Annotated in this window: 7 protein-coding genes; 5 read left to right on the top strand and 2 right to left on the bottom strand. The window is 71.3% G+C overall.

Translation table 11 applies throughout. From position 1 onward, the window contains the following. Positions 1–69 precede the first annotated feature (69 nt). The 5 genes from pglY to AC07A4_RS14715 all read left to right on the top strand — a co-directional run bounded on the left by pglY (position 70) and on the right by AC07A4_RS14715 (position 10,940). Positions 70–3,966, top strand: coding sequence for a BREX-2 system ATPase PglY (pglY, locus tag AC07A4_RS14735; RefSeq protein WP_478597774.1), 3,897 nt, complete (start codon positions 70–72; stop codon positions 3,964–3,966). Further along, positions 3,966–6,914: a BREX-2 system phosphatase PglZ gene (pglZ, locus tag AC07A4_RS14730; protein ID WP_478597772.1), complete on the top strand. Its 2,949-nt coding sequence runs from the start codon at positions 3,966–3,968 to the stop codon at positions 6,912–6,914. Before pglY ends, pglZ begins: the two co-directional genes overlap by 1 nt. 70 nt (positions 6,915–6,984) lie before the next feature. Next, positions 6,985–8,346 carry a BREX system ATP-binding protein BrxD gene (brxD, locus tag AC07A4_RS14725; RefSeq protein ID WP_478597769.1) on the top strand — a complete coding sequence of 454 codons (1,362 nt, stop codon included), beginning with the start codon at positions 6,985–6,987 and terminating at the stop codon, positions 8,344–8,346. A gap of 53 nt (positions 8,347–8,399) precedes the next feature. Next, positions 8,400–10,547 carry a DEAD/DEAH box helicase gene (locus AC07A4_RS14720; RefSeq protein ID WP_478597767.1) on the top strand — a complete coding sequence of 716 codons (2,148 nt, stop codon included), beginning with the start codon at positions 8,400–8,402 and terminating at the stop codon, positions 10,545–10,547. Between the two features lie 186 nt (positions 10,548–10,733). Next, positions 10,734–10,940, top strand: coding sequence for a hypothetical protein (locus AC07A4_RS14715; protein ID WP_478597764.1), 207 nt, complete (start codon positions 10,734–10,736; stop codon positions 10,938–10,940). Positions 10,941–11,167: 227 nt separating this feature from the next. On the opposite strand, the gene AC07A4_RS14710 is transcribed toward AC07A4_RS14715, so the two are convergent. Next, entirely contained in the window at positions 11,168–12,499 is a 1,332-nt protein-coding gene (locus tag AC07A4_RS14710) for a class I SAM-dependent RNA methyltransferase (RefSeq protein ID WP_478597761.1), read from the bottom strand. Between the two features lie 136 nt (positions 12,500–12,635). Next, positions 12,636–14,684, bottom strand: a complete 2,049-nt coding sequence (locus AC07A4_RS14705; protein ID WP_478597758.1) for an APC family permease — start codon at positions 14,682–14,684, stop codon at positions 12,636–12,638. Positions 14,685–14,910: the final 226 nt, after the last annotated feature.

The following is a 14,910-nucleotide window of genomic DNA, read 5'->3' as shown; positions in this document are numbered from 1 at the left end:
CGATTAATCGCGCAGCTCAGTTCCTGATCGAGCTGAAGGACCGGCCGGGCGAGGAGCATCACAGACACCATGGCGTTCATGAGCAGGAACACCCCGCGTCCCGAGGACCGCCCCCTCCTGCGCGAGCTGATCCGCATCCCGGAGCGGGTGTCGACCTCCGACTTCGTGCTGAAGCTCGGTGAGGCCGTCACGCCCGGGGGCGCCGAGGCCGCCCTGCGGGACTATGTCGTCACCGACCGCCTGCGCGGCAACTTCGACGAGGCCCTTGACCTGATCAAGTCGGCGCTCGACAGCCACTCCTCCAAGGCTGCCTATCTGCACGGTTCGTTCGGTTCCGGTAAGTCGCACTTCATGGCGGTGCTCTACGCCCTGCTCTCCGGCCATCAGGCCGCCCGCTCCAAGACGGGCCTCGATCCTGTCCGCGCCCACCACTCCTGGCTGGACGCGGGAGATCGTAAGTTCCTTCTTGTCCCGTACCACATGCTCGGAGCCAAGTCCCTTGAGCAGCGAGTTCTCGGCAAGTACGTGGAGCACGTACGCAAGGTGCACCCCGGCTGCGATCTGCCGCAGGTCTATCTGACCGACGGCCTCTTCGAGGACTTCGCCGCCCATCGCCGTGGCAGCGGCGACGACCGTGTGATCGCGCAGCTCGCCGAGGCGGACAGCGGCGAAGGCGACGAGTGGGGCGAGGCGTTCGCCTGGACCACCGAACTGCTCGACCGGGCCGTCGCCGCGCAGGAGGAGCACGAGAACACCAAGGGTTTCGACCTGGACAACCCGACCACCCCGCAGGAGCTGCGGGCCCGGCTCGTCCAGGACCTGACCAAGACCCTCTTCCCGTCCTTCGCCCGCAACGCCTCGGAGAACGCCGACGGTTTCGTCTCCCTGGACAAGGGCCTCGGCATCATCGCCGCGCACGCCAAGTCCCTGGGCTACGACGGCCTCGTCCTCTTTATGGACGAGCTGATCCTGTGGCTGGCCACCCTCATCCACGACCAGAAGGCGCTCGGCCGCGAGGCAGGCAAGGTCACCAACTTCGTGGAGGGCGCCGACGAGCGCCGCGCCATCCCCGTCGTCTCGTTCATCGCCCGCCAGCGTGACCTGCGCGAGCTGGTCGGCGAGGAGATGTCCGGCGCCGCCGAGGCCGCCGTGCAGGACACGCTGAAGCTCAACGGCGGTCGGTACGACTCGATCGTCCTGGAGGACCGCAACCTGCCGACGATCGCGCAGGCCCGTCTGCTGCGTCCCGTCGACGACGAGGCCGAGGCGAAGGTCGCGGCGGCCTTCGACGAGGCCAAGAAGCTCGGCCCGGACGTGTGGCAGACCCTGCTCGGCCACAAGGACTCCACCACCGGTGCGGACGAGGACGCCTTCCGGCGCACGTACCCGTTCCCGCCGGCGTTCATGGACACCCTGGTGCACATCTCCGGAGCGCTGCAGCGCTCCCGCACCGGCCTGAAGCTGATGAGCCAGCTCCTGGTCGACCACCGGGACGACTGGCGGCTCGGCCAGCTCGTACCGCTCGGCGATCTGTACCCGGCGATCGTCGGCGGCGGCGACAAGGCGTTCAGCGGCGAGACCAGCGTCCACTTCGAGGCGGCGGACAAGCTGTACCGCGAGAAGCTGCGCCCGTACCTGCTGAAGACCAACCAGGTCACCGAGGACGACGTGGAGACGTACAGGCGTCGTCCGGAGACGATCAACGACCCGCAGGTGAAGGCCCGTTGCCGGGACTTCACCGGTGACAGCCGGCTGATCCAGACGCTGCTCCTGTCCGCGCTCGCACCGAGCGTCCCCGCCCTGTCCGACCTGACCCTCGCCCGGCTCAACGCGCTCAACCACGGGTCCATCACCACCCGGATCGCCGGAACCGAGATCGGCCGTCTGGAGCAGAAGGCGAAGGAATGGGCGGCGACCTTCCCCGAGATCAAGGTCGCCGGCACCGGTCCCGGCGCGGTGGTCCGCCTGGAGCTGACCGGTGTCGACCTCGACGCGGTGCTCGCCAACGCCCAGGTCCACAACAACCTGGGCAACCGCCGGACCAAGATGCGCACCCTGCTCAAGGAGTCGCTCGGCGTCACCGACGGGACCGGCGGGTTCGACCCGTACGACACACTCGACCTGGTGTGGAAGGGCACCGAGCGGCAGGTCGAGGTGGTGTTCGGGAACGTCGCCGACGTCGACTCGCTGTCGGATGCGGCGCTGCGGCCCAACCAGGAGGACGCCTGGCGGCTCGTCGTCGACTTCCCTTACGACGAGGGCGAGTTCGGGCCGATGGACGACCTCCAGCGGCTGCGTACGCTGCGGGAGAAGGCGGGCGGGGACTCGCGGACCCTGGCCTGGCTGCCGACTCATCTCACCGACGCCACCCGCGGCGACTTCGAGCGTCTCGTCGTCATCGACAAGGCGCTGTCCGACGAGGCCCGCTTCGACTCCGAGTTCGCGCGCAGTCTGAACGCCGACGATAAGGCCCGCGCCAAGGGGATGCTGCAGTCGCAGCGGGAGGTCCTCACCGAGCGGGTCCTGGGCGCGCTGAAGCAGGCGTACGGACTCGCGCAGAAGCAGGAAGGCGTCGTCGACCTCGGCTTCGGCAATCACCTGGAGGCCCTGCAGCAGGTGGCGGACCTGCAGCTGCCGATCGGCGCGCAGATGGACGATGCCGCACGTCAGCTGTCCGGGAAGCTGCTCACCCACCAGTTCCCCGCCCACCCCGACCTGGATCCGGAAGGCACCGGGAAGCCGCTGCGGGCCACCGAGGTCAAGACCGTTTTCGAGTACGTGCGCAAGGCCGCCGAGGACCGTGACGGGCAGGTGGAGGTCGAATCCAAGGACCGCAAGGTCATGGCGCGGATCGCGGGCGGCCTGGGGCTCGGTGTGATGCAGGAGGCGTACTACCGGCAGTCCACCGCCTGGCTCGACCACTTCAACGGGCAGGCCCGGCGGGACGGCGTCGCCGAGCCGACCCTGGTCAAGCTCGCCCACTGGAGCGACCAGCCCGACCCGCGCGGCCTGCCCGAGCCGCTGCGCCGACTGCTCGCCGCCGCGTATGCGGAGATGTCCGACCGCGTGTGGGTGCGCGGCGGGGTCGCCGTCGAGCCCGCACCTCTGCCGAGCGATCTGAAGCGTGACTACGCGCTGCGGGAGCAGCCGCTGCCCACCGAGGCGGAGTGGGCCGAGGCCCGCAAGCGGTACGAGACGGTGTTCGGCACGCCCGCACCGCAGTTGCGGCGCGGGCGGATCGTGAACCAGTTCGCCGGGGAGATCCGTAAGGCTGCGAACGCGTTCGCCACCGATGCGGGACGGCTCGTCACGGAGCTGGAGAAGCACCGGCAGTTCCTGCACCTGGACGACGCCTCGCCCCGCCTCGTGCTCGCCCGGCGGGCCCAGGAGCTGGTGGACGCGGTGCGGGCGGAGAACCTCGGCGCCAAGGCTGTGGTGGACCGGCTGGCCGGCTTCGACCTCGGCGGGTTCACCGCGCACCGGTACAGCATGTCGCTGACCAGTGCCAAGGCCGTGGCCGATGCGCTGCAGAACACCAGCTGGGGTGAACAGCTGGAGCTGGCCGACACGCTCGGCCGGGACGGTGCGGCGATCCTGGAGCGGGTGCGCGACGCCGCGGCCGGTGATCCCGGCGACTACCCCGACCTGCCTGCCGTACTGAAGAAGGGCAGCCGGGAGGTGATGGCGCTGCTGCGGTCCCGGCAGAGTCCGCCGTCGGCCCCGCAGCAGCCCGCCGCCCCGGCGCCCAGCTCCGACACAGTGCCCCTGGACGGCGGCTCCGCCCATCCGCAGGTGCTGCCGACGCCGCCGCCCGCGCCGCGTGATCCGTCGCGCCCGGTGGCCCGCTCCGGCGGGGGCCGGACGACGGCCGCCCGGGCGGCTGCGGAGTTGCAGGCCGAAATCGCGGCACTCGCCGCGGCACACCCCGACGCCACCGTCGAGGTCACCTGGAAGGTCGTCGGCTGATGTCCGGTACGATCACCACCGCGCCCACCGTCGGGCCGGGCCCCTCGGCTGCGGGTCCCGCCCGCCTGTCGGTGAGCACGGTCCGCCAGTTCGTCGCCGCACGCAGCAAGCTCTGCGATGGCGCGGTCCGCGTCATGCTGCTCCGGGCCGCCCCGCAGTGGGACGGGGCTGCCGAGCAGCCGACGGTGGGCGGGACGCAGGTACGGGTGACTGTCGCGCCGTCCGTCCTCGCGGTGCACGAGCAGATCCTGGACCACCTGGAAGCGCAGGTCCCGCCGGAACCGCGCGTCCTCATCGTCCTCACCGACCGGGAGAACACCGAGCTCGACCCCGGTCTGCTCGCCCGCGTCTACAGTCGCCGCATCAGGTCCGTCGACAACTGGGAGGTCGTGCAGGAGGCGTTCGGCGCGAGCGGCCTCGACACCCGCCTGCGCGGCGAGACTTGGGCCGCCGAGGCGCTCCTGGACGCGGCGGGCACCCGGGGCTGGCGCTCGATCGGCAGGGGCGTGCTCTCCCGCGACGAGGCCCTCACCCGGCTGACCCGGCGGCGTCTGCGCCTCGACGACAGCAGCGGGGATGCACCGGCGGGCCGCGCCCTGCCGGGAGAGTCGGACCGGGTCGACCCCGTCGCCCTGTTCCGGTGGACCCTCACCCCCGGCGGCCCGGACCTCCTGCGCGAGCTGCGCGGACCGGAGAAGGCCGGCCTCGCCCGCTTCCTCGCCGCACCCGAGCAGGGCGGCTCCGCGGGCAGGGTGATCACTGCCCTGGTCGATGCCGAACACGGCCCCGACGCAGCTGCGTACGCGGTGGTCTGCGCCGCCCTGTGGGGGCACGCGGAGGCCGACCACGACCTGTACCGCGCGCGCGGCCGGGCCGAGCGCTGGCTCGGCGAGCAGCCGCCCGCCCAGGGCGACGAACTCGACCGGCTCCTGGCCTCCTTCGCCCGCAGCGGTGAGGCGTACGTACGCGATCTCATCGACCGGGGCGAGCATCGCCTCGCCGACCCGGTCCTGACCCGGGCCGCACAGCTGGTCGCCCAGTTCGGGGCGCAGGCAGCCGCCACCGCCAGTCCGCTGCTGCCCGCCGGGCTCGACGCCCGGTTCACCGCGGCCGGTCACGCGCTGACCGGCGGCTCCCCCGAAGCCGTCACGGAATCCGTCACCGCGCTCCGCGCGCACGCCCTTGCCACCACAGACGGCGAGACCCGGGCCCGCATCGAGCGGGTCCGGATGGCCGTACGGCTGCGACGGTGGCTGGCCGGGAACCCGTCGGACGAGATCGAGTCGGTGACCGACGGGACGGACCGCCAGATCCGCGAGCTCGGCTGGGCCGACCGCGCCCTGGAACACCTGGAGGCGGGCGGCGACCCCGACTCCGTACTCGCCGCCGCGTACAGCAGGATCGGCGACCAGGCGCGGCGGACCCGCCGCACGCTCGACCACTCCTTCAGCGAACGGCTCGCGGTGTGGACGGCGGACGGCAGCTCCCCCGGTTCCCTGCTCACCGTCGAGTCCCTCCTGACGCGGGTCGTCGCGCCGGTCGTCGCCGAGCCGGGGCGCCGGGTCCTGCTGCTGCTCCTGGACGGGATGAGCGCGGCCATAGCAGCCGAACTGGGGCAGGAACTGCGAGAGCAGTGGGCCGAGTTCGACCCGCTTCCCGGGGCTCACGGCGCGCCGGTGCGGCGGGCCGTGGCCGCAGCACTGCCCACACTCACCGCTGTCTCGCGCACCTCGCTCTTCACCGGAACGCTGATGACGGGCGACCAGAACGACGAGAAGCGCCTCTTCCCTCAGCACTCCTGCTGGCGGGGCGCCCCGGCGGCCGTCTTCCACAAGGACGACCTGCGCGGCCCCGACACCGGCTCGCCCTTCTCCACCGCCCTCGGTGAGGCCCTCGCCGACGAGCGCATGCATGTCGCCGTCGTCCTCAACACCGTCGACGACCGGCTTGCCAAGGAACAGAAGCTCGGGGACGGCGCCTGGCAGGCCAAGGAGGTCGGCGGTCTCGAACCGCTGTTGCGGGCCGCGCGGGCGAACGGCATGACCGTGCTCCTGACCTCCGACCACGGCCATGTCATCGAACGGCGGGGCAGCAAGCTCGACGCGCCCGCAGGCACCATCGGTTCGGCGCGTCACCGCGGCCCCGGCGGCCCGCTCGCGCCCGCCGAGATCGCGTTGGCCGGGCCGCGGGTGGTCTGGCCGGAGCCCGGTTCGAGCATCGTCGTTCTGCGCGACCACGACGCCCGGTACACCGCTCTCAAGGCGGGTTACCACGGCGGCGCGACCCTCGCCGAATTCGCCATCCCGCTGCTCGCCCTGCTGCCCTTCGGCACCGAACCACCGCAAGGATGGCGGGAGTTGGGCGATCCGGCGCCGCTGTGGTGGTCGGACGAGACAGGCATCGAGACGGAATCCGGCGCCGAGGCCGTCGCCTCGTCCGCCCCCGCTGCCCCCGTCGCCACGCCGTCGCGTCCGGGCGCCAAGCGGTCCAAGAAGGCCGCCCCGCCCGTGGCCGAGGGCGTCATCGGTCTCTTCGGCGAGGAGGAACTCGCCCCTCCGACCCCTCCCGCGCCCGAGAAGCCCGCCGGCCCCGAACCCGAGACCGAAGCCCCCTCCACCCCGGCCCAGCCGCCCGCCGTCGCACTCGTGGAACGTCTCGTCGCCACCGAGCTGTACGCGGCGCAGCTGAACCTGCTCGCCCGGAAGCCGCGGGAGCCGTCCGTCCTGCCCAAGGCGCTGGTCGCCCTCGTCGAAGCAGGCACCCTGCCCATGACCGCCCTGGCCGAACGCGCGGGCCAGCCCGCCGCCCGCGCCCCCGGCTTCGCCGCGACCCTGGCCCAGCTCCTCAACTACGACGGAGCCCAGATCCTGGAGATCCTCCCCGACAACCGCACCCTGCGCCTGCACCGGGCCCAGCTGATCGAACAGTTCGGACTGCGCACCCCGTGAGCACGACGAACCGGATCCGCCCGCCGGCATTCCAGCGGTCCGGCGACCTCCCTGATGGGAGACTGTCCGGGTGAACGCGTTCGGACCCTCAGCCCCTCGTGCCGGTACACCCGTCGGCGCCGTACGCCGCCGCGCCGTCGTGGACGCACTGCGGCGCGGCGCCGTCCCCGAGAGCGGTCTCGACCTGCTCGCCACCGGCCTGGGCCGCTTCGAGCAGGCGGTCGACGAGGAACTGGACACCGTCGCCGCCGGAGGCTCGGTGTTCAAGGCGGTGCGCGGTGAGTACGGATCCGGCAAGACCTTCTTCACCCGCTGGCTCGGCGAGCGCGCAAAGCGGCGCACCTTCGCCGTGGCTGAGGTACAGGTGTCCGAGACCGAGACCCCGCTGCACAAGCTGGAAACGGTCTACCGGCGGCTCACCGAACGCCTGACCACCGCGAGCTTCCCGCCCAGCGCCCTGCGGCCCGTCGCCGATGCTTGGTTCTACGCCCTTGAGGAGGACGCGCTCTCCGACGGCGCGGCCGAAAGTGAACTGCCGCAGGCCGTGGACCGGCTGCTCACCGCCCGCCTGGCCGAGGTGTCCCGCCAGGCCCCCGCCTTCGCCACCGCCCTGCGCGGGTACAAGCAGTCCCTGGACGCCGGCGACGAGGCGACCGCCGCCGCGGTGATGGCCTGGCTCGGCGGCCAGCCGCACGTCGCCGCTGCCGCACGTCGCAGCGCAGGAGTCCGCGGCGACCTCGACCACTTCGGCGCCTTCGGCTTCCTGCAAGGCCTGCTGACCATGCTCAAGGACGCGGGGCACGCCGGGCTCGTCCTCGTCCTGGACGAGGTGGAGACACTGCAGCGGGTCCGCTCCGACGCCCGTGACAAGGCCCTCAACGCCCTGCGTCAGCTCATCGACGAGGTTCATTCCGGCCGCTTCCCCGGCCTCTACCTCGTCATCACTGGCACGCCCGCCTTCTACGACGGACAGCAGGGCGTCCAGCGTCTCGCCCCGCTCGCCCAGCGCCTGGCCACCGACTTCACCACCGACCCGCGCTTCGACAACCCGCGTGCCGTGCAGATCCGGCTTCCCGGATTCACCGAGGAGTCCCTGACCGGTCTGGGCGCCACCATCCGCGACCTGTACGCGGACGGCGTCTCCTCCTCCGACTCCGCCGAGCGGATCAAGCGGCTCGCCGACGACGCGTACCTTGCGGACCTGGCAAGAGCCGTGGGCGGGGCGCTGGGCGGGAAAGTCGGAGTGGCACCGCGCCTGTACCTAAAGAAGCTGGTCGGGGACGTACTCGACCGGATCGATCAGTTCGACGACTTCGATCCGCGTACGCACTACAAACTGACCCTCGGCACCAGAGATCTCACTGCCACCGAACGCAACCTCGCCGCGCCCCCGGCGGCCGCGTCGGCCGACGACCTCGACCTCGACCTCTGATCTGACGCCTTCCCCTCCCGTTCCCGGAAGACCAAGCGCAGGGAGCCACCCACGTGCAGGACCAGCCGCCCGGCGCCGACCCGCTCGAACGCCTCGATCCGGTCGTCCTGCACCACATCGTCAACACTCTCGGATGGCCTGATCTGCGCCCCCTGCAGAAGGCCGCCGTGGAACCACTGATGGACGGCGAAGACGCGATCCTGCTCGCGCCGACCGCGGGCGGGAAGACGGAAGCCGCCACCTTCCCCGTCCTGTCCGCCATGCGGAAGCAGCACTGGACCGGCACCTCCGTCCTCTACCTGGCCCCGCTCAAAGCCCTCCTCAACAACCTCGTCCACCGCGTCGACACCTACGCACAGTGGCTGGGTCGCCGCGCCGCGCTCTGGCACGGCGACACCCCGGAGTCCGTACGCCGCCGTATCCGCACCGAGTCGCCCGACTTCCTGCTCACCACACCCGAGTCGCTCGAAGCGATGCTGATCAGCGTCAAGACCGACCACACACACATGCTCGGCCGCGTCCGTGCCGTGATCATCGACGAGGTGCACGCCTTCGCGGGCGACGACCGGGGCTGGCACCTCCTTGCCGTACTCGAACGGCTGGAGCGGCTGGCCGGTCACCGGATCCAGCGGATCGGGCTCTCCGCCACCGTCGGCAACCCGGACGCACTGCTCACGTGGCTGCAGGGGGCACGCCCCGCCGAACGCCCTGGACGGGTCGTCGCGCCCGGCATCACCCTGCCGGACACGGCCGTGGACACCTCCCTGCCGAGGCCCGTGGGAGACGTCGAACTCGACTACGTCGGCTCACTTGCCAACGCCGCCAAGGTGATCTCCGCCCTGCACCGTGGCGAGAAGCGTCTGGTCTTCTGCGACTCCCGCAAGCAGGTCGAGGAACTCGGTGCGGCGCTCCGGGCCCGCAATGTCACCGTGTTCCTCTCGCACGCCTCGCTCTCCACCGATGAACGGGCCCGCTCCGAGCAGGCGTTCGCCGAGGCGCGCGACTGCGTCATCGTGTCCACCTCCACCCTGGAGCTCGGCATCGACGTGGGCGACCTCGACCGAGTACTCCAGATCGACTCCCCTGGCACCGTCGCCTCGTTCCTGCAGCGAATCGGCCGCACCGGCCGCCGCGCCGGCACCTCCCGCAACTGTCTCTTCCTCGCCACCCGGCCCGAGTCGCTTCTGCAGGCCGCCGGACTGCTCACCCTGTGGGCCCGGGGCTGGGTCGAGCCCGTCACCCCGCCACCGTCGCCCCGTCACCTCGTAGCCCAGCAGCTGCTCGCGCTCACCCTGCAGGAGCACCGCATCGGCGACCGGCTCTGGCCGGACCGGTGGAACGGCCTCGCGCCCTTCGATCGGTCGGCCGCCCCGCTCCTGAAGCATCTGGTCGACGAGGGCTTCCTGGACAGCGACGACGGCATGCTCTTCATCGGCTCCGAGGCCGAGAAGCACTTCGGCCGCCGCCACTTCATGGAACTCACCGCCTCCTTCACCGCGCCGCCCGAGTTCACCGTCCTCGCCGGGCGCACCGAGATCGGCACCACCGACCCCACCGTGCTCACCGAGGAACGCCCCGGCCCACGCCGTCTCCTGCTTGCCGGGCGCAGCTGGCAGGTCACGTTCATCGACTGGGCCCGCCGCCGTGCCTTCGTCGAACCCGTCGAGGACGGCGGTGTGGCCACATGGCAGGGCAGCGAGGCGCGCGGTCTGTCGTTCGCCCTCACCCGCGCCATGCGTGAGGTACTCCTCGGCACCGATCCCGACGTCCTGCTCACCCGCCGCGCCACCGCTGCCCTCGCCGAGCTGCGCACCGATCGCGCCGCTCACGAGGTCCACCCGGCCGGCACTCTCGTGGTCCGCGATGCCGACGCCACACGCTGGTGGACCTGGGCCGGCTACCGCGCCAATGCGACCCTCGCCGCCTCCCTCGGCAACCTCGCCGATCCCGTCCAGCGGCCCTCCGACACCGATCTCCGCCTGCGCCAGGACCTCTCCCCCGCCGACTGGAAAACCGCCCGCGCCGAACTCCCGGGCTCCCTCACCCTGCCCACCGTCGACCCGCGCGCCGTCCGCGGCCTGAAGTTCTCGGCTGCCCTCCCGCCGCGCGTGGCAACCGCCACACTGGCCGAACGTCTCGCCGACTTCGACGGGGCACTGACCACGGCGCGAGAGCCGGTACGGCTCGAATGGGGGATGTGAACTCCGCTCCTGGCAGGGCGAGTTCCGCTACCGCCCCAGGTCTCTTCGCCTCTCCTCCAGGCACCGCTGCCACCTCCGCCACGCCCGCCGAGCCTCGGCCAGTGAGGCCCGCGAGAACTCCTCCTGTGCAAAGCCCGACCTGGCTGCGGGCACCACATGTTCGACGGTTCGGGAGATCCGTTCCGCATGGGCGAGTTCGAGCATGAGGGTCGGCTGCTCCTCCCGGGCTGCGACGGCCAGCAGGTCATCGAATGCCTTGCAGTCGTCGTAGGCGGACGGAAGCGCGGGCAACGCATCCTCGCCGAGCCTGCCTCGATTCCGCACGCCGCATCGGCCGCGTCACGACCGAGGGTCCGGTTCAACATCTGCAGTACGGGTACCGACGCCCAGTGAAAGCCACCCGTGCCCACACACGACCCCATCTGAAAGCCCGTCGGAACGAGCGTCATGCCAGCGTCAGGACTCCCAAGACACCCCGTCCGCAGACCAGGCAACAATCAGCCACCGCACCGGAAAAGCCCAGGCCGGAGCCCATAAGGCCAAGCCATCACGCCTCGAACCGTTCCCTCCAGGGAAAGGCGTCGAACTTCAGCCCCCCCTCCCCCCCGCAAAACTGCAGGTCAGCGACCCTTCGCGGCGGGCTCAAGAATCGCCACGCACTCCACATGATGAGTCATCGGAAAAAGATCAAACGCCCGCAACATCCGCACCCGATACCCCACCCCCCGGAAATACCCCAAGTCCCGAGCCAACGCCGCCGGATCGCAGGCCACGTAGGCGATGCGGCGGGCGCCCAGGCCCGCCAGGTGGTGGACCGTTGACTTGCCCGCGCCCGCGCGGGGCGGGTCCAGGACGATGAGGTCGACCTCGGTGATGCCGGTGCGCGGCAGGACCGCCTCGACCTTGCCCTGCTCCACGCGGACGCGGTCGAACGCGGCGAGGTTGTGGCGGGCGTCCTCGACGGCCCGCTTGGAGGACTCGATGCCGAGCACCGCGCCCTCGTCGCCCACCCGGTCCGCGATCGCGCCCGCGAAGAGGCCGACGCCGCAGTAGAGGTCGAGGGCCGTCTCGCCCTTGCGCGGGAGGAGGCCCTGCATGACGGCCGTGACCAGGGTGTCCGCCGCCTTGGGGTGGACCTGCCAGAAGCCGCCGCTGCCGACGCGGTACGTGCGGCCGTCCGCGCGCTCGCGGACGAAGGGGCGGCCGTGGACGCGGTGCGTGCCGCCGTCCTTCTCGCCGACGCGCATCACGGAGACGGGGCGGTCGAGTTCGACGATGGGCAGGCGGGCGCCGGGGCGCGGGGTCAGGATCACCTGGCGGTCCTGGGAACCCGTCGCCGCGATCGCCTCGACGGTCTCCATGCCGGACCAGTCGCGCCGCTCGACGCCGAGCTCCGTGACGCCCTCCGCCGCGATCAGGCAGCGGTCCACCGGCTCGATCTCGTGGGAGCGGTGGCGGCGCAGTCCCGCGCGGCCGGAGTCGGCGTCCACCGCGTACTGCACGCGGGTGCGCCAGGACGGGACCTCGCCCGCGGGCAGCTTGTCGCCCTCGGCGGGCATGACCGTGCCGTCCCAGCCCGCCTCCTCCGGCGTGAGCCCGGCGAGGTGGGCCAGCTGTTCGGTGATGACCTCGCCCTTGAGGCGGCGCTGCGCGCCCGGCTTCGCGTGCTGCCAGTCGCAGCCGCCGCAGCGGCCCGGGCCCGCGTAGGGGCAGGGGGCCTCGACGCGGTCCTTGGACGGCTCCAGGACGGTCACCGCGTCGGCGCGCAGGAAGCGCGAGGACTCGTCGCCCTCCGTCACCCGGGCGACGACCTTCTCACCGGGCAGGGTGTGCCGTACGAACAGGACGCGGCCGTCCTGCGTACGGGCGATGCAGTGGCCGCCGTGGGCGACGGGGCCGACCTCGACCTCGTACTCCTCCCCGACCAGCGTGTTCTTCGGTTCTGCCTGCATGGCGGGGTGACTCCACTACATAAGGGGAAAGCGGCCGGACAACAGCCCACCAGTCTACGTGGGTGTCGCCCGGCCGCTCGCCGGGGCCGATCGCACAGAAGATCACACAGAAGATCACACAGAGGGACGCGAAGGGTCAGGCCTTCTTGCTGGGCTCCTTCGCCCGCTTCTCCACCGGACCGCGCCGCACCGAGCCCGGCGCGTTCCACTCCTGGCGCTTGCGGGCCCGCTTCTTCGCGGCCTCGGAGGACTCCAGCTGGTAGGGCACGGAGGTGACCATCACGCCGGGCGTGAAGAGCAGCCGGCCCTTGAGGCGCAGCGCGCTCTGGTTGTGGAGGAGGTGCTCGTACCAGTGCCCCACCACGTACTCGGGGATGATCACGCTGACCGCGTCGCGCGGGCTCTCGCGGCGCAGCGACTTCACGTAGTCGATGATCGGGCGCGTGATCTCGCGGTAGGGGGAGTCGAGGACCTTGAGCGGAACGCTGATGTGGCGGCGCTCCCACTCCTCGCGCAGGGCCTTGGTCTCCGCCGCGTCGACGTTGACGCTGAGCGCCTCCAGGGTGTCCGTGCGCATCAGCCTGGCGTACGCGAGGGCGCGCAGCGTCGGCTTGTGGATCTTGGATACGAGGACGATGGAGTGGACGCGGGAGGGGCGGACGCTGTCGTCGGAGGGGCCCTCGGGGGCCGCGATCTCCTCGGAGACGCGGTCGTAGTGGCGGCGGATCGCGCTCATCGTCACATAGAAGATGACCATGCCGAGCAGGGCGACCCAGGCGCCGTGGGTGAACTTCGTGACGAGGACGACGATCAGGACCAGGCCGGTGAAGAAGGCGCCGAAGGTGTTGATCGCGCGGGAGCGGATCATGTGGCGGCGCTTGCCGGGGTCGCGCTCGGTGGCCAGGTGGCGGTTCCAGTGCCGGACCATGCCGATCTGGCTGAGCGTGAAGGAGACGAAGACGCCGACGATGTAGAGCTGGATGAGGCGGGTGGAGTCCGCGCCGTAGATCCAGACGAGCAGCGCGGCGGCGCCCGCGAGGAGCACGATGCCGTTGGAGAACGCGAGGCGGTCGCCGCGGGTGTGCAGCTGGCGCGGCAGGTAGCGGTCCTGCGCGAGGATCGAGCCGAGCAGCGGGAAGCCGTTGTACGCCGTGTTGGCGGCGAGGAAGAGGACCAGGGCGGTGGCCGCGGCGAGGACGATGAACAGGAAGCTGCCGTTGCCGAAGACCGCCTCGGCGACCTGGGAGATCACCGGGTTCTGGACGTAGTCGCCGCCGACGGGGACGCCGTTCTCCAGGAGGTCCTTGGCGGGCTTCTCCGCCATGTGGACGTTGGTCGCCATGGCGAGGCCGATGATGCCGCAGAACATGGTGACGGCGAGCGCGCCCATCAGGGCGAGGGTCGACGCGGCGTTCTTGGACTTGGGCTTGCGGAAGGCGGGCACGCCGTTGCTGATCGCCTCGACGCCGGTGAGCGCGGCACAGCCGGAGGAGAAGGCGCGCAGGAGCAGGAAGACGAGGGCGAAGCCCGCGATGCCCTGGTGCTCGGCCTTGATCTCGAAGTCGGCGGTCGGGGCCTTCATAGTGTCGTCGAGGACGAAGCCGCGGAAGGCACCCCAGGCGATCATGAGGAAGACGCCGACGACGAACACGTACGTCGGGATCGCGAAGAGCTTGCCGGACTCCTTCACGCCGCGCAGGTTCATCAGCGTGAGCAGCACGATGACGATCACCGCGCACAGCACCTTGTGCTCGACCACGAACGGGACGGCGGAGCCCAGGTTCTCGATGCCCGAGGAGATCGACACGGCCACGGTCAGGACGTAGTCGACGAGCAGGGCGCTCGCGACGGTCAGTCCCGCCTTGGGGCCGAGGTTGGTGTTGGCGACCTCGTAGTCGCCGCCGCCGCTGGGGTACGCGTGCACGTTCTGCCGGTACGAGGCGACGACGGTGAACATCAGCACGACGACCGCGGCGGCGATCCAGGGGCTGTAGTGGTACGCCGACGCGCCCGCGATCGACAGGACGAGCAGCACCTCGCCGGGCGCGTACGCGACGGAGGACAGCGGGTCGGACGCGAAGACGGGGAGGGCGATGCGCTTCGGCAGGAGCGTTTCTCCGAGCCGGTCGCTGCGCAGTGCGCGCCCGATGAGGATGCGTTTGGGCACGTCGGTCAGTTTGGACACGCAGAGGATCGTAAGCGTTGCATCAAGATGCCGCCCACCCAGTACCCCCGTCCGCCAGGGAATACCAGCCACAGGGGTGCGGAGGCCGCGGCGGGCGGCCGCGGGCCCGGGATTCCGGGCCCGCGGCCGCTGTTCGGGGGGCCTCGCACACCCCCGGTGACCAGGCCTTCGACCGCGGGGGCGGGTGGTCGGACGTCACGGCTTCCGACCACCCGCCCTCGCGGAT

This window comes from Streptomyces sp. NPDC043996 (genome assembly GCF_056435225.1).
The sequence above is the reverse complement of the archived record's forward strand: the minus strand, read 5'-3'. Positions and strand labels throughout refer to the sequence as shown.